18 protein-coding genes are annotated in these 19,155 nt (G+C 74.4%); 13 read left to right on the top strand and 5 right to left on the bottom strand.

The window, feature by feature from the left end; all coding sequences use genetic code 11:
• Window position 1 precedes the first annotated feature (1 nt).
• On the top strand, window positions 2–559 hold the full coding sequence (locus tag ACQRUO_RS01145) for a flavoprotein (protein WP_428313729.1): 558 nt from the start codon (window positions 2–4) through the stop codon (window positions 557–559).
• A gap of 186 nt (window positions 560–745) precedes the next feature.
• On the opposite strand, the gene ACQRUO_RS01140 is transcribed toward ACQRUO_RS01145, so the two are convergent.
• Window positions 746–1,297: a GNAT family N-acetyltransferase gene (locus ACQRUO_RS01140; RefSeq protein WP_428313728.1), complete on the bottom strand. Its 552-nt coding sequence runs from the start codon at window positions 1,295–1,297 to the stop codon at window positions 746–748.
• A 235-nt stretch (window positions 1,298–1,532) separates the two neighbouring features.
• Here ACQRUO_RS01140 and ACQRUO_RS01135 point away from each other — a divergent pair, with 235 nt between their 5' ends.
• From ACQRUO_RS01135 to ACQRUO_RS01085, 11 genes are all read left to right on the top strand, one after another.
• Entirely contained in the window at window positions 1,533–2,588 is a 1,056-nt protein-coding gene (locus tag ACQRUO_RS01135) for a polyprenyl synthetase family protein (RefSeq protein ID WP_428313727.1), read from the top strand.
• 181 nt (window positions 2,589–2,769) lie between these two features.
• A complete protein-coding gene (locus ACQRUO_RS01130; RefSeq protein WP_428313726.1) occupies window positions 2,770–3,480 on the top strand; it encodes a methyltransferase domain-containing protein in 711 nt (236 codons plus the stop codon).
• Window positions 3,477–4,379: a 1,4-dihydroxy-2-naphthoate polyprenyltransferase gene (locus ACQRUO_RS01125; protein WP_428313725.1), complete on the top strand. Its 903-nt coding sequence runs from the start codon at window positions 3,477–3,479 to the stop codon at window positions 4,377–4,379. Before ACQRUO_RS01130 ends, ACQRUO_RS01125 begins: the two co-directional genes overlap by 4 nt.
• Window positions 4,376–6,052, top strand: a complete 1,677-nt coding sequence (locus ACQRUO_RS01120) for a flavin-containing monooxygenase (protein WP_428313724.1) — start codon at window positions 4,376–4,378, stop codon at window positions 6,050–6,052. Before ACQRUO_RS01125 ends, ACQRUO_RS01120 begins: the two co-directional genes overlap by 4 nt.
• On the top strand, window positions 6,039–6,470 hold the full coding sequence (locus tag ACQRUO_RS01115) for a DUF2834 domain-containing protein (RefSeq protein ID WP_428313723.1): 432 nt from the start codon (window positions 6,039–6,041) through the stop codon (window positions 6,468–6,470). The genes ACQRUO_RS01120 and ACQRUO_RS01115 overlap by 14 nt, the downstream gene beginning before the upstream one ends.
• Window positions 6,467–8,410: a prenyltransferase/squalene oxidase repeat-containing protein gene (locus ACQRUO_RS01110; protein WP_428313722.1), complete on the top strand. Its 1,944-nt coding sequence runs from the start codon at window positions 6,467–6,469 to the stop codon at window positions 8,408–8,410. Before ACQRUO_RS01115 ends, ACQRUO_RS01110 begins: the two co-directional genes overlap by 4 nt.
• A gap of 2 nt (window positions 8,411–8,412) precedes the next feature.
• On the top strand, window positions 8,413–9,930 hold the full coding sequence (locus ACQRUO_RS01105) for an FAD-dependent oxidoreductase (RefSeq protein WP_428313721.1): 1,518 nt from the start codon (window positions 8,413–8,415) through the stop codon (window positions 9,928–9,930).
• Window positions 9,927–10,712, top strand: a complete 786-nt coding sequence (locus ACQRUO_RS01100) for a 2,3-dihydro-2,3-dihydroxybenzoate dehydrogenase (protein ID WP_428313720.1) — start codon at window positions 9,927–9,929, stop codon at window positions 10,710–10,712. Before ACQRUO_RS01105 ends, ACQRUO_RS01100 begins: the two co-directional genes overlap by 4 nt.
• A gap of 34 nt (window positions 10,713–10,746) precedes the next feature.
• On the top strand, window positions 10,747–11,409 hold the full coding sequence (locus ACQRUO_RS01095) for an isochorismatase family protein (RefSeq protein ID WP_428313719.1): 663 nt from the start codon (window positions 10,747–10,749) through the stop codon (window positions 11,407–11,409).
• A 74-nt stretch (window positions 11,410–11,483) separates the two neighbouring features.
• Complete coding sequence (locus ACQRUO_RS01090) at window positions 11,484–13,361, top strand: anthranilate synthase family protein (protein WP_428313718.1); 1,878 nt, start codon at window positions 11,484–11,486, stop codon at window positions 13,359–13,361.
• Window positions 13,358–14,530 carry an FAD-dependent monooxygenase gene (locus tag ACQRUO_RS01085; protein ID WP_428313717.1) on the top strand — a complete coding sequence of 391 codons (1,173 nt, stop codon included), beginning with the start codon at window positions 13,358–13,360 and terminating at the stop codon, window positions 14,528–14,530. Before ACQRUO_RS01090 ends, ACQRUO_RS01085 begins: the two co-directional genes overlap by 4 nt.
• Before the next feature lie 13 nt (window positions 14,531–14,543).
• Here the strand turns inward: ACQRUO_RS01085 and ACQRUO_RS01080 are convergent, their stop codons facing one another.
• Window positions 14,544–15,500 (bottom strand): EamA family transporter, encoded by a 957-nt coding sequence (locus ACQRUO_RS01080; RefSeq protein WP_428313716.1) that lies wholly within the window; start codon window positions 15,498–15,500, stop codon window positions 14,544–14,546.
• An 84-nt stretch (window positions 15,501–15,584) separates the two neighbouring features.
• On the opposite strand from ACQRUO_RS01080, the gene ACQRUO_RS01075 reads away from it, so the two are divergent.
• Entirely contained in the window at window positions 15,585–16,475 is an 891-nt protein-coding gene (locus ACQRUO_RS01075; RefSeq protein WP_428313715.1) for a LysR family transcriptional regulator, read from the top strand.
• A gap of 19 nt (window positions 16,476–16,494) precedes the next feature.
• Here ACQRUO_RS01075 and ACQRUO_RS01070 read toward each other — a convergent pair whose 3' ends face one another.
• From ACQRUO_RS01070 to ACQRUO_RS01060, 3 genes are all read right to left on the bottom strand, one after another.
• The gene (locus ACQRUO_RS01070) at window positions 16,495–18,006 is read right to left on the bottom strand and encodes a cytochrome P450 (RefSeq protein WP_428313714.1); all 1,512 of its coding nucleotides are present in this window, start codon (window positions 18,004–18,006) and stop codon (window positions 16,495–16,497) included.
• Window positions 18,007–18,087: 81 nt separating this feature from the next.
• Window positions 18,088–18,705, bottom strand: coding sequence for a GTP-binding protein (locus ACQRUO_RS01065; protein WP_428313713.1), 618 nt, complete (start codon window positions 18,703–18,705; stop codon window positions 18,088–18,090).
• A complete protein-coding gene (locus tag ACQRUO_RS01060; protein ID WP_428313712.1) occupies window positions 18,686–19,051 on the bottom strand; it encodes a DUF742 domain-containing protein in 366 nt (121 codons plus the stop codon). Before ACQRUO_RS01060 ends, ACQRUO_RS01065 begins: the two co-directional genes overlap by 20 nt.
• Window positions 19,052–19,155: the final 104 nt, after the last annotated feature.

Below are 19,155 nucleotides of genomic sequence, written 5' to 3'. Positions count from 1 at the left end.
GATGAGCGCCATGTCGACCGACGATCGCGTCCTGTACCTGCTGGGCTCCGCTGCCCCACCCGTGCTCGACCTCGTGCCCGTGATCGAGCGGGCCCAGGCCGATGGCTGGGACGTCTGCCTCGGCCTCACCCCCACGGCCGCCGACTGGCTGACCGACAGCATGTCGGACCTGGAGCAACTGACCGGCCACCCGATCCGCCACCGCCACCGACGCCCAGGCGAAAGCGACCCGTGGCCCCCGGCCACTGTGGCGCTCCTCGCACCTGCGACCTTCAACACCATGAACTCCTGGGCGCTCGGACTGACGTCCAGCTGGCCGGTCGCCTTCGCGGCTGAGGCGATCGGCAAGGGCATCCCCTTGGTCACGATGCCCTGTGTCAACCAAGCGCTCTGCGCCCACCCGCAGTTCGAGAGCACGATCGCGACCCTGCGAGGCGCCGGTGTGACGGTACTACTCGGCCCAGGTTCGTTCGAGCCGAATCCGCCGGGCCAAGGGCAGCCGGCCGCGTATCCGTGGCTGGTCGCGCTGAACGCCGTGCGCGAGGCGGTCGGCGAGTAGAGCCGCCCATGAGACCTCCATTCGCGCATGTGAGCGATGCTGGTCTCGCGGCATCCGCCTGAGTACCTTGATCGGGTCACGAACGGTCATTGCTCTCCAGCGGCTCGATGGATGACCGGACGGGTTGACCGCCCGGGGGAGTGCAGTCATGCCTCCGGGCCGCGTCCCCCCAACCCGTCCGTCACCTCACCCCCTCCGCACCGCCAGCTCGATCTCGTGGAACGGCGTCTCGTCGGGAACAAGGACCTCGTACCCGGTGCGTTCGAAGCCCACCCTGCGGTAGACGGCCTCGGCGCGGGGGTTGGCCTCGTGGACGTGCAGGCGGACGCGTTCGATCCGGGGCTCGGGGAGCGACCAGGACCACTCCAGGGCGGCGCCGAGCAACTGCTGAGCGAGGCCGGTGCCGCGTGCTGCGGGCTGGACGAAGACGCCGACGACATGGGTCTGGGGGGCCTTCGGCGGCTCCCCGAAGGCCTTCTCGTCGCCGGGCAGTTCGACGCGGACCGTGACCGTGCCGAGCCAGGCGCGGTCGGCGTCTTCCGCCACGAACTGCCGCAGGGACGTTCCCTCGGCGGAGGCCTGGGCGCGGTCCTGCCAGAACTCGTCGGGCCTGGCCAGGGCCTGCTCCAGGGTCTCCAGGAAGGCGAGGTGGGCGATGGGGTCCCGGAGTGCGGCGAGCCGGATCTCCTTGGCCTCGCGCCAGTCCTCACGTCGCACGGTCTTGATGGTGTAGATCATCCCTGGATCCTCGCACCCGCGTGGGCGGCGTTCGCAACGGGATTTCGAGCAGCGACCACCACTGGAACTCCCCCTGGAACTCCCCGTGGTCACCGTCCGCTCTGCGGAGCGACACCCCGAATTCCCGATCGCGACTCGAACGCGACTCGAATTCCCGCCAAGGCCCTGGTGTGATCTTGAGCGCTCTCCTATCGTGTCTCCTGGCTTTGTTGGGTACGGGGGAAGGAAACGGAAAATGACGCCTAGACAGCCGCGCACTGCGCATTCGTCCTCGACCGACGGGGAATCCGCCAGAATTCAGGAGCGACTCCAGGAGGATCTGGTCCGGGTCCGGGAGGCGCTGCACTCCCTCCTGGAGCCGCCGCACGACCGGGTCAGGGAGCCCGTGCTGTACGGCGTGCAGAACGGCGGGCAGCTGCTGCGGCCGACCCTGGTGCTGCTCTGCTCGTACCTGCTCGACACCGGGCGGGAGGGCCGGACCCACCGGCGCGTCATCGAGGGCGCCGCGGTCGTGGAGGCCCTGCACATCGCCACCCTGCACCACGACGACGTGATCGACGAGGCCCAGATCAGGCGCGGCAGGCCGAGCATCAACGCCAAGTACGGCACCGCCATCGCGCTGCTCACCGGCGACTACCTGCTGGCCCGCTGCATGCAGGGCGCCGCCGCGCTGGGCCGGCCGCACCTGCTCGCCATGGCCGAGACGCTGTCCGACCTGTGCGTCGGGCAGATGCTGGAGTCCAGCCAGCTGCACGATCCGCTGCGCAGCGAGGCGGACTACTTCGCCGCGGTCTCCGGGAAGACGGCGAGCCTGCTGCGCACGGCCGCCTCGATGGGGGCGCTGCAGGCGAAGGCCGGGAAGGGTGAGCGGGAGGCCCTGGAGAGTTTCGGTCACAACCTGGGCATGGCATTCCAGATCTGGGACGACATTCTCGATATCTGCAGCCGGGAAACCGGAAAGCAGCCGGCCAAGGACATTCTCAACGGCGTCTACACCCTGCCGGTGATCTACGCCGTCCAGGATCTCGGTAATCGCCTGGTGCCGACCCTGCGGAAACAACCGATTACCGCCGAACAATGCAGCGAGGTGGTGGCCGTCCTGCACGCGTCGGGTGCGATCGCCCGGGCCGCCAAGGTCGCGCAGCGGTACACCGACGACGCCCTGCACGCGGTGGAGACCCACCCGGCGACCGCCCCGCACGCGCCCGTCGTCCGGCGCTGCCTGAGCGACCTGGTCGGCAGCTTCGCCGACCGGCACCCCGCCCTGCGGACCCTGCAGAACGCCGCCTGACCGGCCCCACTCCGGGAACACCGCCGCTGCGGCCGCACGTCCGCGGGTCTGCACCCGCACGTCCGCGAGCCCACACCCGCGCGCTCCCGGGCCCTCCCGCCCGCCCACAGGCACCCCCGCCCGCCCACAGGCACCCCCGCACGTCCGCGGCCTCGCACGCCCGCCGCCAAGGAGTACCGCTGTGCCACACCTGCGAAGCGACCTCATCACCGACTACGACCGCCTCGCCGACACCTGGTGGGACCCGCGCGGCCCGCTCGCCCCGCTGGGCTGGATCGCCCGCGCCCGCGCCCAGTTCGTGCCTCCCGCCACCCGGGACGACGCCCGGCTGCTGGACCTGGCGTGCGGCGGCGGGCTGTTCGCCCCCCACCTGTCCGGCAAGGGCTACCGGCTGACCGGCGTCGACCTCTCCCAGCTCTCCCTGCGCGAGGCCGGCCGGCACGGCTACCACGCCCTCGCCCGCGCCGACCTCGCCCAACTGCCCTTCGCTGACGGCACGTTCGACGTGGTCACCGCCGGGCAGTGCCTGGAGCACGTCCCCGACCCGTACGGGGCCGTGGCCGAGGCCTGCCGGGTGCTGCGCCCCGGCGGCACGCTGATCGTGGACACCATCGCCGACACCCGGCTGGCCCGGCTGGTGGCCGTCACCCTGGCGGAGCGCCTGCCGCTGCCCGGCCGGCCCGAGCGCGGTACCCACGACCACCGGCTGTTCGTCAACCGCCCCCGGCTGCTGCGCACCGCGTGCTCGAACGGCGTGGAGCTCGAACTCCACGGTCTGCGACCGCACTTCAGGGAGGGGATCGGCTACCTGGTCGGGCGGCGCGACCGGGTCCGGATGGTCCCGGTGCGGGCCACCGGCGTGCTCTTCCTCGGCGTGGGGAGGAAGCGGTGAGCGCGACCATCCGTCCCGGCGCCCCGGAACGGCCGAGCGCCGTGCGCGCCTGGCTGCTCGGCGCCCGGTTGAAGACGTTGCCGGTCACCCTCGCCCCGATCGCGGTCGGCACCGCGGTGGCCGCCGCCGACGGCTCGGTCCGGGCCTGGCGCACCGCGCTGACCCTGCTGTTCGCCCTCGGCTTCGTGCTCGGCACCAACTTCCTCAACGACTACAGCGACGGCATCCGCGGCGCCGACGACAACCGGGTGGGCCCGGTCCGGCTGGTCGGCTCGGGACGGGCCTCCGCCCGGCAGGTGCTGCGCTTCGGCCTGGCGCTGTACGGCGTCGCCACCGTGGCGGGTCTGGTCATGGCCGTGACCATCAGCTGGTGGCTGCTCGCGCTGGCCGCGCTCTGCGCGCTCGGCGGCTGGTTCTACACCGGCGGCGCCAGCCCGTACGGCTACCGTTCGCTGGGGGACGTCAGCATCTTCGTCTTCCACGGCATCATCGCCGTCTGCGCCACCACCTTCATCCAGCTCCACCGGGTGCCCGCGACCGCGGTGGGCGCCGGTGTGCCGATGGGTCTGCTCGCCTGCGCGCTGCTGACCACCAACAACCTGCGCGACATCCCCACCGACAGCGCGGCCGGCAAGATCACCGTCGCGGTCCGGCTGGGGGAGCGCCGTACCCGGGTCTACTACGCGCTGCTGGTCGCCGCCGCCTTCGCCGCCGCGCTGGCGCTGGCGCCGCAGCGGCCGGCGGTGCTGCTGGTGGTCGCCGCCGCCCCGGTCGCGGTGCTGCCGCTGCGGCTGGTGCTCGGCGGGGCCCGCGGCGCGGCGCTGATCCCCGCGCTGGAGCACACCTGCTGGCTGCTGCTCGCCTTCGGCGCGCTGCTCTCGACCGGACTCGCGCTGTGACCGGGGTCGCCGCCGGCCCGCCGCAGCCCGCCCGGGGTGCCGCCGGGCGGGAGGCCCCGGCCCCCGCCGCGGGACGGGCCGAGCAGCCGCAGCACGAGGTGCTGGTGATCGGCGCCGGCTTCTCCGGCATCGGCACCGCGGTCGGGCTGCGGCGCGCCGGCATCGAGGACTTCCTGATCCTCGACGAGCAGGACGGCGCCGGCGGCTCCTGGCACGCCAACCGCTACCCCGGCGTCGCCGTGGACATCAGCGCCTTCTCCTACTCCTTCGCCTTCGCCCCGCAGCCCTCCTGGTCCCGGGCCTTCCCGCCCGGCGCGGAGCTCAAGGCGTACGCCGAGCAGTGCCTCGACCGGTACCGGCTGCGCTCCCGACTGCGCCTGAACTCACAGGTGGTGCAAGCGCGTTACGACGAGGAGCGGCACCTGTGGCAGGTCGCGCTGGCGGACGGCGCCACGGTGACCGGCCGCTACCTGGTCTGTGCCACCGGCTGGCTCACCCGACCCAAGACGCCCCGCCTCGAGGGCCTCGACGACTACACCGGCCGGGTCGTGCACACCGCTCGCTGGGACGCCGAACTCGACCTGACCGGACAGCGGGTGGCCGTGGTCGGCACCGGCGCCTCCGCCGTCCAGCTGGTCCCCGAGGTGGCGCCCCGGGTGCAACGCCTCGACGTCTACCAGCGCACCCCCACCTGGGTGTTCCCCAAGCCGGACGTCCCGGTGCCGGTGGCCGTGCGCCGGCTGTTCGCCGCCGCGCCCTGGATCCAGCGCGGGGTGCGGCTGGCCACCGACACCGCGACCGAGGTCAGCTTCGTCATCGCCATGATCCAGTACCGGCGGTTCCCCTTCCTGGTGCGCGCCGGCGAGGCCTTCGCCCGCCACTACCTGCGCCAACAGGTCAGGGGCGACCGGGCGTTGATGGCCGCCCTGGCCCCGCGCTACCGGCTCGGCTGCAAACGGCCGTCGTTCGGCAAGGGCTACTGGCGCACCTTCACCCGCGACAACGTCCGGCTGCACACCGAGCCCATCGAACGGATCACCGCCACCGGCGTCGCCACCGCGGACGGTACCGAACACCCCTGCGACGTCCTGGTGCTGGCCACCGGCTTCCACGTGCTGGACAACCTGCCGCCCTTCCCCGTGCACGGGCCGGGCGGCCGGGACCTGCGGGAGTTCTGGCGCACCGAGCGCTTCCAGACCTACGAGGGCACCTCGGTCAAGGGCTACCCCAACCTCTGGTTCATCGTCGGCCCGTACTCGTTCACCGGCGGCTCCTGGTTCGGCATGATCGACTACCAGGTCACCCACCTCACCCGGGTCATCACCGAGGCCCGCCGCCGCGGTGCCACCCAGGCCGTCGTCCGCACCGAGAAGCACGACGCCTCGTTCCGCCGCGCGCTGCGCCGCCAGCCCGGCACCGTGTTCGCGCACCCGAGTTGCGGCGGCACCCACAGCTACTACTTCGACGAGCACGGCGACGCCCCGGCGGTCCGCCCCTCGTCCACCTACGAAGCCGCCTGGCGGGCCCGGCACTTCGACCTCGACGACTACCACTACGACCACGCCGCCACCGCCGCCATCGACCCCGACCCCGACCCCGACCCCGCCATCGACCCCGACCCCGACCTCGAGCCGGCGCCGCGCCCCGCAGGAGCCCACCGTGCCACCGACTGAACCCTGGCCCGACGACCGGTTCCTGTGCCGGATGTACGCGCTGTTCGCCGCCGTCGGCACGCTGGTGATGGGCACCCTGGCCGTCGCCTTCGTCGTCCGGGACGCCGCCGCCGGACCGATCGGCGTGGTGACGGACTTCCTGCACGACGCCACCCGGAACCTGGCCTCCTGCTTCGTCTACACCGACCTGGCGCTGACCTGGGCCGCACTCGGCGCCTACATGGTCATCGAGGCCCGGCGCCGGCGGATCCGCCACGTCTGGGCGTACCTCGTCGGCGGCCCCGCCCTCGCCCTGATCGCCAGCTTCTCGCTCTTCATGTACGTGCGCCAGCGCCGGATCGCCGCGAGCCGCACCGCCGCCACGCCACCACCGGTGGCGACGCCCACCGCCCACGCCAGGAAGGAGCCGCAGCGATGACCACCGACGCGACCGAACCCACCGACGCGACCGGACCCACCGCCACCCCAGCCCCCACCACCGCGCCCGCGCCCGCCCGTACCGCGCCCGCCCGCACCGTCGAGGAGGCCCTGGCGCTCGCCGCCGACGCGCTGCGCCGCCACCAACACCCCGACGGGCACTGGCAGGGCGACTGCCGGGCCAGCCTGATCGGCGAGTCCGGCGAGCTCGTGCTGCGCCACTACCTGCGCATCCCGACCGACCACACCACCGCGGCCGCCGCCCGCACCATCCTGGCCGAGCAGACCCCCACCGGCGGCTGGGCCGCCCACCCCGGCGGCGACGACCAACTCCTGGTCTCCGTCTTCTGCTACGTCGCGCTGCGGCTGGCCGGCCACCACCCCGACGAACCCGAGCTGCGCGCCGCCGCCGGCGCCGTCCGCGGCCTCGGCGGCGTAGAGGCGCTCGACAACCCGCTGATGCTCGCCTGGCTCGCCATGATCGGGCTCTGGTCCTGGCGCGACATCCCGCTGCTCCCGCCCGAGCTCCTGCTGCTGCCCGACGACGCCCCCGGCAGCATCTACCACCTCGGCGCCGCCGGCCGCGGCGTGCTGGTCGCCAACAGCCTGCTGATGGCCCGCCGTTCGGTGGTCCCCACCGGGTTCGACATCGGCGAACTGCACGCCCGCCCCACCACCGGGCGCCCGCGCCGGCCGCTGCCGCTGCGCGCCGCCACCACCCTCAGCCACTGGTACGCACGCTGCGCGCTGCCCCCGCTGCGCCGCCGCGCGATCCGCAAGGCCGCCCGGTACCTGCTGCGCACCCAGGAACGCGACGGCGGCTGGGGCGGCAACTGGCCGCAGACCGCCAACGCGCTGATCGGCCTCGACGCGGCCGGCCTGCCCGCCGACCACCCGGTCCGCACCCGCGCGCTGGCCGCGCTCGACGAGTACGTCACCCAGCACGACGGACAGCGCCACGTCGACCTGTGGATCCCCGTCGTCATGGACACCGCCCTCGCCCTCCGGGCCACCCTCGCGGCCCCCGGCGCCGACGCCAAGGCCACCGAGACCGCCGTGCGGTGGCTCCTCGACAACGAGGTCACCGAACCCGGCGACTGGGCCGTCCTGACCCCCGACCCGGCCCCCGGCGGCTGGCCGTTCGTCTTCGCCAACAACACCAACCCGGACGCCGACGACACCGGCTTCGTCGTCGCCGCGCTGCGCCGCGCCCACCCGCCCGGCAGCGACCCGGCGGTCGACGCCGCCTGCCGCCGCGCCGTCGCCTGGCTGGTCTCCCAGCAGTGCGACGACGGCGGTTGGGCCGCCTTCGAACCGCTGCGCTGGCGCCTGCCGGGCCGTGACCGGCTGGCCGGCATCGGCCTGCTGGAGGCGCCCTCGGCCGACGTCACCGGGCACGTCCTGGAAGCCCTCGGCGCCGACGGCCAGGGCGACACCCCCGCCGCCCGCCGCGCCATCGCCTGGCTCCGCGACCACCAGCAGCCGGACGGTTCCTGGCCCGGCTGGTGGGCCTGCCACCACCTGCACGGCACCAGCGCCGCCGTCACCGGGCTCGCCGCCTGCGGCGTCCCCGGCGACGACCCCGCCCTGGTCCGGGCCTGCGCCTGGATCGCCGCCCACCAGCAGGAGGACGGCGGTTGGGGCGAGGACATCCGGGCCCTGACGGACCCGTCCTGGATCGGCCGCGGCACCAGCACCCCCTCCCAGACCAGCTGGGCGCTGCTGGCGCTGATCGCCGCCGGCCGGGCCGACACCGAACCCGTCCGCGCCGGCCTGGAGTTCCTGGTCCGCACCCAGCAGGACGACGGCGACTGGGCCGAACCGCAGCACACCTGGATCGTCTACCGCGAGGGCCTCACCTACCGGGACAGCCTGCTGCGGCTCATCTACACGGTGACGGCCCTGTCCGCGCACCGGACCGCCACCCGGGGAGGACGGTAGCCGTGAACGACCACCACGACGTACCCGAGCCCGAGTCGACCGAGACGCCGGGCGCGACCGAGACGCCGGGCACCACCGACGCGCCGGGCACGACCGACGCCCCCGACGCCCCGCCGACCGACGAGGTGACCGTGATCGGCGGCGGCCTCGCCGGCATGACCGCCGCCTGGGCGCTCAGCGGCCTCGGCCTGCCCGTCCGGCTGCTGGAAGCCGCCCCCGAGCTCGGCGGCAAGGCCGGCGCCCGCCGGATCGACGGCCGCACCGAGGACCACGGCGTCCACATCTTCCCGACCTTCTACCGCAACACCCTGCGGGTGATCGACGAGCTCGGCCTCACCGGCAGCCTGCGCCCCACCGGCAAGTTCCACCAGATCCGCCCGGCCCGCCCGGGCACCCACGGCGGCAGCCGGGCCACCACGGTCGCCGACGGGCTGCTCTTCCTCTACGGCGTGATCGACCTGCTCGCCCAGGACTACACCACCCGCGACGAGTCCCTGCAGGACTTCCTGCGCAGCCGGCGCTACCTCACCGAGGAGACCGTCGCGGACATCGAGCACTTCTTCATCGCCTCCACCGCCGCCGAGAGCCGCGCCGCCTCGGCCGCCGAGTTCCGCGGCAGCATCGCCGCCTTCCTGCGCCGCCCCGGCCGGATCCGGATGCCCCGCGGCGACCTCCAGCACTGGCTGATCGACCCCTTCCAGCAGCGCCTGGCCGCCGCCGGCGTCAAGGTGCACACCGGGCACCAGCTCACCGCCGCCACCATCGGCGGCCGCCGCCTGCGCAGCATCACCGTGCGCACCCCCGACCACACCACCACCGAAGCGGTCACCGGTCACCTGGTCCTCGCCGTCCCGCACGGCCGGGTGACCGAGCTCGGCCCCGACCTCACCGGCGCGCTGCTGCCCGCGCACGGCGTCCGGGAGTTGAACTCCCGCCCGCTCGGCGCCCTGCACCTGCACCTGCACCGGCGCCTGCCGCAGCTGCCCGCCGAGCACATCCGGCTGGTCGGCTCGCCGCACGCGATCACCCTGCTCGACGTCGGCCAGAACTGGGCCGGCCACCGCACCACCGTCCTCAACTGCGTGGTGGGCCGGGTGGAACGCCTCGCCCACCTGCCCGAAGCCGAGGCGGTCGCCGTCCTGGTGGACGAACTGCGCAGCTACCTGCCCGGGTTCGAGCCGGCGGACATCGAGCACGTCTGCTACCAACCCCACCTGACGGCGCCGTACTTCACCCCGGGCCCCGGCACCGACCGGCTCCGCCCGCAGAACGGCACCGCGCTGACCAACCTCCACCTGGCCGGCGACTACTGCGCCGCGCCGCCCGGCATGACCGGCATGGAGGGCGCGGTCAGTTCCGGCCTGCGCGCCGCCGAGTCCGTCCGCCGCGCGCTGCGCCCGCAGCTGCCGCCGGTCCGGATCGACGCCATCCCCACCGTCAGCCCGGCCACCGCCCGCCTCGTCCGCACGGCGCTGGCGCCGCTCGCCGTGGCCGCCCGGACCCGCAGGCGGCGGGCATGAGCCCCGGGAGCGGCGGCATCGCCCTGGTCAGCGGTGCCGCCGGCGGCATCGGTGCCGCCGTCGCCCGGGTGCTGGCCGAGCAGGGCAGCACCGTCGTCGCCGTCGACCGGGACGAGGCACGGCTGACCGCCGTCGTCGACCGGCTCGCCGCGGACGGCCTGCCGGTGCTCGCCCGCCCGGCGGACGTCACCGCCGGCCCGGCCGTGGAGGCGCTGGTGGAGGCCGTCGAGCAGCGGATCGGCCCGATCGACCGCCTGGTCAACGCGGCGGGCGTGCTGCGGCTCGCCGAGGCGCGGCGGCTGAGCGAGGAGGACTGGCAGACCACCCTCGCCGTCAACACCACCGGCGTCTTCCTGCTCTCCCGCGCCGTCGTCAACCGGATGGTCCCGCGCCGGCGCGGCGCCCTGGTCACCGTCGCCTCCAACGCCGCCGCCACCGCCCGCACCGAGATGGCCGCCTACGCCGCCTCCAAGGCCGCGGCGGCCGCCTTCACCCGGTGCCTCGGCCTGGAGGTCGCCCGGTACGGCATCCGCTGCAACGTGGTCGCGCCCGGCTCCACCGACACCCCGATGCTGCACGGCATGCACCCGCCCGGCACCGCCACCCGCGCCGCCGTCGCCGGCAACCCCGACGCGTACCGCACCGCGATCCCGCTGGGCAAGGTCGCCACCCCCCTCGACGTCGCGCAGGCCGTCCGCTTCCTGCTCTCCGAGCAGGCCGGTCACATCACCTTGGAGACCCTCACCGTCGACGGCGGCGCCACCCTCGGCGCACCCGCCTGACGCCCCGCCAGCCCCCGAAAGGACCGTGCCACCGATGTCCGGTCTCCCACCGGTCGAGCCCTACCCGATGCCCCAACCGGACGAGCTCCCCGCGCCGGTCGTCGACTGGCGCGCCGACCCGCACCGCGCCGTCCTGCTCGTCCACGACATGCAGGAGTACTTCCTGCGCCCCTTCCCCGTCGGCAGCTCGCCCCGGGAGCCGCTGATCCGCAACATCGCCCGGCTGCGCAGCCAGTGCGCCGCCCACGGCGTCCCCGTCGCCTACACCGCCCAGCCCGGCGGCATGACCCCGGGGGAACGCGGGCTGCTCGCCGACTTCTGGGGCCCCGGCATGACCCTCACCCCGGACCACCGCCGCATCGTCGCCCCACTCGAACCGGCCGCCCACGACTGGCAGTTCACCAAGTGGCGGTACAGCGCCTTCGTCCGCACCGACCTGCTCGCCCGGCTGCGCGAGGCCGGGCGCGACCAACTGCTGCTGTGCGGGGTGTACGCCAGGATCGGCGTGCTCACCACCGCGCTGGACGCGTTCGGCCAGGACATCCAGGCCTTCCTGGTCGGCGATGCGGTGGCCGACCTCGACGCCGAGGAGCACCGCGGCGCCCTGGCCTACGCGGCCCGGCGCTGCGCCGCCGTCACCAGCACCGCGGCGGTCTGCGCCGCGCTGGGCGCCGCAACGGCGGGGCAGCCGTGCTGACCGGGGCGGCCGGACCGAGCGCGCCGTCCGGTCCGCCGCGCGGGGGAGCAGCGGGGCCGGACCTGCTCGACCGCGTGCTGCACGGCACCGCCGGGGCGTTCGCACTGCTGCACCGCCCGCACACCGACCCCGGCACCGTCGAGGTGCTGCTCGCCGACCCCGCGCCCTGCGCCACCCTGGCCGAGCTGCCGCTGACCGAGGACCCCGCGCCCGGGAGCCCCGCCACCGGCGGCCACGAGCTGCTGGTCCTGGTGCCCTACCGCCAGCTCGCCGAACGCGGCTACACCGCCCACGACGACGGCCACCCGTTGGTCGCGATGACCGTCAGCGCCCAGCAGACCCTGCCGCTCGCGGACGTCCTCGCCCGGCTGCCCGACGAACCGGTCAGGCTCGACCAGGCCGGCTTCGACCTCTCCGACCAGGCCTACGCGGACGCCGTGCGCCGCGTCGTCGCCGAGGAGATCGGCACCGGCCAGGGCGCCAACTTCGTGCTCCGGCGGACCTTCACCGCCCGGCTGCCCGACTTCTCCACCACCGCCGTCCTGTCCTGCTACCGCCGCCTGCTGGAACGCGAGCGCGGCACCCACTGGACCTTCCTGGTGCACACCGGCGACCGCGTCCTGGTCGGCGCCAGCCCCGAACGCCACCTCGGCCTGCGCGACTCCACCGCCGTCATGAACCCGATCAGCGGCACCTACTGCTACCCGCCCGGCGGCCCGACCCTGGAGGGCGTCCTCGCCTTCCTCGACGACCGCAAGGAAGCCGACGAACTGTCCATGGTCGTCGACGAGGAGCTCAAGATGATGGCCCGGATCTGCCCGACCGGCCCCCGGCTGATCGGCCCCCGGCTCAAGGAGATGACCCGGCTCGCCCACACCGAGTACCTGATCGAGGGCCACACCGAGCACGACGTGCGGCACATCCTCCGGGAGACCATGTTCGCCCCCACCGTCACCGGCTCGCCGCTGGAGAACGCCGCCGCCGTCATCGCCCGCCACGAACCCACCGGGCGCGGCTACTACAGCGGCATCGCCGCCCTGGTCGGACGCGACCCGAACGGGCGGCGCACCCTCGACTCCACCATCCTGATCCGCACCGCCGACCTCACCCCGGACGGCCGCCTCGGCATCGGCGTCGGTGCCACCCTGGTCCGGCACAGCCGGCCCGAGGCCGAGGCCCGCGAGACCCGGGTCAAGGCCGCCGCCCTGCTGGCCGCGCTCACCGACCGCACCCCCGAACGGTTCGCCACCCACCCCGAGGTCCAGGCCGCGCTCGGCGTCCACCAGGCCCGCACCGCCGACTTCTGGGTCGCCGAACCGTCCCACCGCACCCGGCCCCACCCGGCGCTGGCCGGTCGCCGCGCCCTCCTGGTCGACGCCGAGGACACCTTCACCGCGATGCTCGCCCAGCAGATCAGCGCCCTCGGCCTGCACGCCACCGTCAGCCGGCACGACCGGATCCCGGACCCGGCCGGGTACGACCTGGTCCTCCTCGGCCCCGGCCCCGGCGACCCGCGCGACCCCGACCACCCCGCCGTCACCCACCTGACGGCCCTGCTGCGCACCCTGCTCGACACCCGCCGCCCGTTCTTCGCGGTCTGCCTCAGCCACCAGGTCCTCGCCGCCCACCTCGGGCTGCCGCTGGCCCGCCGCACCCACCCCAACCAGGGCGTGCGCCGCAGCATCGAACTGTTCGGCCGCCGCGAACACGTCGGCTTCTACAACACCCACGCCGCCCGCGCCGACCGCGACACGCTGCAGCACCCCGTGGCCGGGCCGATCGCGATCAGCCGCGACCCGCACGACGGCGAGGTCCACGCCCTGCGCGGGCCGCACTTCGCCTCCGTCCAGTTCCACGCCGAGTCCGTGCTCACCGAGGACGGGCCGCGCATCCTCGCCACCCTGCTCAGCGGCGCCCTGGCGCCCACCAGACGCACCGGAGGTGCGCCATGATCCACGCCCTCGTCGCCGGCGGCGGCATCGGCGGCCTCGCCACCGCCCTGGCCCTCGCCTCGGCCGGCCACCAGGTCACCGTCCTGGAACGGCAGGACGCCTTCACCGAGATCGGGGCCGGCATCCAGCTCGCCCCCAACGGCTTCGCCGCCCTCGACCGGCTCGGCGTCGGCCGCGCGGTGCGCGAACGCGCGGTCCTGGTCGAGGAGTTGCGCCTGATGGACGCCGTCACCGGCGAGCGGCTCACCGCCGTCCCGGTCGGCGACCGCTACCGCCGCCGGTTCGGCAACCCGTACGCCGTGGTCCACCGCAGCGACCTGCTCACCCCGCTGGTCGAGGCCTGCCGCGCCGCCGACCGGATCCGGCTGCTGGCCGGCGCCGAAGTCGCCGAGCACGCCCAGGGCCCGGCCCGGGTCACCGTCACCACCGCCGACGGCCGCACCCACCACGGGGACCTGCTGGTCGGCGCCGACGGCATCCGCTCCGCCGTCCGCGCCCAACTGCTCGGCGACGGCCCGCCCCGGCCCACCGGTCACACCATCTACCGGACCCTGGTGCCGATCGCCGAGGTGCCCCCGCAACTGCGCTCCGAGGCCGTCACCCTCTGGGCCGGGCCGGGCTACCACGTCGTGCACTACGTGGTGGCCGGCGGCGCCAGCTTCAACCTCGCCGCCATCGTCGACGACGGCGCCACCGAAGCCGTCTCCGGACAGCCCACCGCCCGCGCCACCGTGCTCGACCGCTTCCCCCGGCTCGCCGCCACCCCGCGCGCCCTGCTCGAACTCGGCGAGCAGTGGCGCCGCTGGGTGCTGTGCGACCGCGACCCGGTCGACGAGTGGAGCCGGGGCCGCGTCACGCTGCTCGGCGACGCCGCCCACCCCATGCTCCAGTACGCCGCCCAGGGCGCCTGCCAGGCGCTGGAGGACGCCGTCGCGCTCGGCGCGCTGCTGGCTCCCGCCACCCCCGAGAACCTCCCCGCCCGCCTCGCCGACTACGACGCCGCCCGCCGCACCCGCACCGCCCGCATCCAACGCCTCGCCCGCTGGATCGGCACCGACCTCTACCACCCGTCCGGCCCGGCCGCGGCCGCCCGCAACGCCCTGCTCCGCCCCCTCACCGAGGACGCCCTGCACGACCACCTCGCCTGGGTGCACACGCCGCAGCCCTAAGCGGCCCGCGGGCTCAGGCGCAGAGCGCCGGCTCCCGGACGTCGCGCTCGGCGGCGGCGTCCGGGTTCGCCGGCGCCGCCGCCACCTCCGGCTCCCGTCCGCCGGTGCGGGTGGCGCCGGCGCCGGCGACCACCACCAGGACGACGCCGGCCGCCGACGCCGGGCCGGGGACCTGACCGAGCACCAGGACGCCCATCACCAGCGCGATCGCCGGCTCCAGGCTCATCAGCGTGCCGAACGCGCCTGCGGTGAGGCGGCGCAGCGCGAGGAACTCGAGCGTGAACGGCAGCACGGTGCTCAGCGCGGCCAGCCCCAGCATGACGAGGACCAGCGGCCAGGTCGCGTGGGCGAGTTCGGACGGTGTGGCGACCAGCAGGGCGACGGCGCCGGCCACCGGGAGCGAGACGGCCAGTCCGTTCAGCCCGGTGACCCGGTCGCCGACGTGCTGGGTCAGCAGGATGTACCCGGCCCAGCAGGCTGCCGCGCCCAGCGCGAAGCCGAGGCCGGCCGGGTCGATCCCGCCCTGCCAGGGCTCGGTGAGCAGCAGGACGCCGACGGCGGCGGCCGCCGCCCAGTGCTTGCGCCCGCCGCCGGGGCGGAGCAGCGAGACCGCCAGCGGGCCGAGGAACTCCAGCGCGCTCGCGGTGCCCAGCGGTATGCGGGCGGTGGAGAGCATGAAGAGCAGCACCATGCCGGCGGTCACCAGGCCCAGCAGTGCGCAGGCCAGCAGGTCCCGGCCGGCGAAGTCACGCGGGCGCGGCCGGATCAGGACCAGGACGAGCAGACCGGCCCAGGCGAGTCGCAGGCCGGCCGTGCCCACGGCACCGAGCTGGGCGAAGAGCGGCACCGACAGGGCCAGTCCGAGCTGGACCGAGGACATCGCCGCCATGGCCATCAGGGCGCCGCCCTGGGCGGAGCGCAGGCGCGGGCGGCGGGCGAGGGGACGGTCGACGGCTTCCAGTGGGCTCATGGACCCCAGTACATGACGCGCGCACCGTTGCCGTCCACGTGCCGATCATGGACAATCCGTTCGGAGAAGCTGAACAATGGCCGGATGGAGACACGACGGCTGCAGATCCTCGCGGAGTTGTCCCGGCTGGGCTCGATGCGCGCGGTCGCGGATGTGCTCGGCATCACCACCTCGACGGTCTCGCAGCAGATCGCCACCCTCGCCCGCGAGATGGACACCGCGCTGATCGAGCCCGCCGGGCGGCTGGTCCGGCTGACACCGGCGGGCCGGCGGCTCGCCGAGCACGCGGTGACCATCCTCGCCGCGGTCGAGACGGCGCACCGCGACCTCGGCCCGGGCGCCGAGCCCAACGGCACCCTGCGGGTCGCCGGCTTCGCCACCGCCATCCGCGGGTACCTGCTGCCCATCGTGGTCGAGCTCGCCCGGACCAGCCCGCGGGTGCACGTCCTCATCCGCGAACACGAGCCCGCCGAGTCCCTGGAGCTGCTGGCCGCCGACGAGGTGGACCTCGCGCTCACCTACGACTACAACCTGGCCCCGGCCGCCGCCGACCCCACGGTCAGCGCGACCCCGCTGTGGACCACCAGCTGGGGGCTCGGCGTGCCGGCCGGCGCCGAGCCCGGTGACGGGACCACCTTGGACGTCTTCGCCCGGTTCCGGACGCACGACTGGATCGTCAACTCCCGCAACACGGCCGACGAGGAGGTGATCCGCACGCTCGCCTCGATGGCGGGGTTCCGGCCCCGGGTCACCCACCAGGCCGACAGCCTCGACCTGGTGCAGGAGATGATCGCGGTGGGCCTGGGCGTGGCGCTGCTGCCGACCGCCTTCCCGACCCTGCCCGACGTGCGACTGGTGCCGCTGGCCGGCCCCGACGTCGAACTGCGCGCCTACGCGGTGGCCCGGCACGGCCGCCTCGACTGGCCGCCGCTCGCGTTGGTGACCGACCTGCTCAACGCCAACGCGAGCCGCTGACCGACCCCGAGCGGTGGGGTCAGCGCCGGAACCTGCCGGTCAGCAAGCTCCACCAGCCGCGGCGCTGCCGCGGGACGGTGGCCTGCGGGACCGGCGACTCCGGCGCCGTGGCCGTCGCCGGAGTCGGTGCGGACGGCGCCGGGGCGGACACTGTCGCCGTCGGGGTCGCGGACGGCGGCGGGGTGCTGGGCATGCTCGGCGGCGTGGTCTGCGGCGTGGTCGGTACGGCCACCGCCGCCAGTTCCTCGGGCGTCCGGGGGGCGAAGCGGACCGGCAGCTCGACCAGGTGCTTGGAGATCCAGGCCGAGGTCCAGGTGAACTCGTCCTCGGGTACGGCGGGTTCGAGGTCCGGCAGCCGGGTCAGCAGGATGTCGATGCCGGTCTCGGCGATGGCCCGGCCGATGTCCTGGCCGGGGCACTCGTGCGGACCGCTGCCGAAGGTCAGGTGGGAGCGGTTGCCGAAGAGCGGTTCCGACAGGTCGGGACGGACCGCCGGATCGACGTTGCCGGCCGCGAGACCGAGCAGCAGCATGTCCCCGGCCTTGATCTGCTGGCCGCCGAGTTCGGTGTCGCCGGTGGCCCACCGGCCCGCCACCAGCAGCATCGGCGGGGAGTCCCAGAGGACCTGGTCCAGCGCGTCGGGCAGGGTCATCTGGCCGCCGGACAGGTGGGCGCGGAACCGCTTGTCGGTGAGGACCATCTTCAGGGTGTCCGAGATCAGGTTGACCGTGTTCTCGTGCGCGGCGAGCAGCACCACCCGCAGGTGCTCCAGCACCTCGTCGTCGGTCAGCCCGGCCTCGTGCTGCATCAGCCAGGTCACCAGGTCGTTGCCGGGAGCCACCCGCTTGCGCTCCATCATCCGGCGCAGCGTCGCCACCACGTACTCGTTGCTCGCGACGGCCGTCTCGGTGCCCTTCATCAGGTCCCGGGCGGCGTCGACCAGTTTTGGCCCGTACTCCTCCGGCATCCCGACCAGCTGCGTCATCACCAGCATCGGCAGGCACTCGGCGAACTGCGCCACCAGGTCCGCCCGGCCGGTGGGCCCGAACTCCTGGATCAGCTGGTCGGTGAAGCGGGTGACGTAGCGGCGCACGCCGCGCCGGTCGAACCGGTTCAGGCTGTCGGTCACCGCGCCGCGCAGCCGCTTGTGCGTGTCGCCGTCGGCGAACACGCACAGCGGCTGCCAGGCGATCACCGGCATCAGCGGGGAGGTGGGCGCGATCTCCCCCTTCTGGAACGCCGTCCAGCGGCGGGAGTCCCGGGAGAACCGGGACGGCGTGCGCATGGCCGCGAGGTTCGCCGCGTGACCGAGGATCAGCCAGGCCGGTACGTCACCGTGCAGCAGCACGGGCGCCACCTCGCCGTGCTCGGCGCGGAGCTTCTCGTACAGGCCCGCCGGGTCGGCCTCGGCCTCCGGGCCGTAGAGGCGCCGCAGGCCGTTGGCGCCGAGTCCGTCGGCACCCAGTCCGTGCGCGGGGCAGCCGGGCGGCGGGGTGGGGGAGGCGTCGTCGTCAGGGAACGAGGTGCTCAAGGTGTCTCCGGATCAGCGTCGGGCGGTCGTCGGGGAGCTGGATGGCCGCCGTCGGGGAGACCGGCGGCCCGGGTGGCGCGGTCATCCCACCGGCTGCGCCGAGAGGTTGTAGAGGTAGTGCATCAGGGCCAGCAGGACGTCCCGGCAGGACTCGCGGAGCCGGGCGTCGCACGCGATGATCGGTACGTCCGCGGGCAGGTCGAGCGCGGCCCGCAGGTCCTCGAGCGGGTAGTCCGGGGACTCGGGGAAGGCGTTGAGCGCCACGACGAAGGGCACGCCGCGGTCCTCCAGCCGTCCGATCACGTCGAAGCTGACCTCCAGCCGGCGCGTGTCGACCAGCACCACCGCCCCGAGCGCTCCCTCGAAGAGGCCGTTCCAGAGGAACCAGAACCGCTCCTGCCCGGGGGTCCCGAAGACGTACAGCACCAGCTCCTCGCTGATCCTGATCCGGCCGAAGTCCATCGCGACTGTGGTGGAGGTCTTCCGCTCGACCCCGGCGAGGTTGTCGACGTCCGCGCCGGCCTGCGTCATCGTCTCCTCGGTGGTCAGCGGGCGGATCTCGCTCACCGAGCTGACCAGCGTCGTCTTGCCGACGCCAAAACCGCCCACGACGACCACCTTGACCGCCATGGCGGTCGAGTCCGGGAGCAGGTCCGCGCTCGCCGGACCGACCACGGTCTCAGAGTCGCTGAAGTCCATGGATCACCGCCTCCAACAGGTCACGGTCGGGAAGGATCGCCTTCGGGATACAGGCGCGGGCCTCGATCCGGCCCTCGCCGAGGAGGTCCGCCAGCAGCACGGTGACCGCGCTCGCCGGCAGCCGCAGGTAGGCGGAGATCTCGGCCACGGACAGCGGCGAGCCGCAGAGCCGCAGGATCGCCGCGTGCTCGGGCTGCATCGTGGTCGTCGGCTCCGAGCGCGAGACGATCAGGGTGATCAGGTCGAACGTGGTCTGATCGCCGTCGCTGCTGCGGCCGCCCGTGATCACGTAGATGCGTTCGGGGTCGCTGCCGTCCCAGTCCGGGTCCTGGTCGGGTTCGCTCATGCGCCTGCCTCGCCGTACTCGCTCCGCCGGTTCATGTGCCCGCCGCTTCCCCGGTGCCCCCGGCCCGGCGGGCGGGCGGGGGGTGGCCCCACCGCCCGGGGGTG

The organism is Kitasatospora sp. LaBMicrA B282 (assembly GCF_050325825.1).
In the GTDB taxonomy this organism is placed as follows: Bacteria; Actinomycetota; Actinomycetes; order Streptomycetales; family Streptomycetaceae; genus Kitasatospora.
This window is presented reverse-complemented; position numbering and strand designations above follow the sequence as displayed.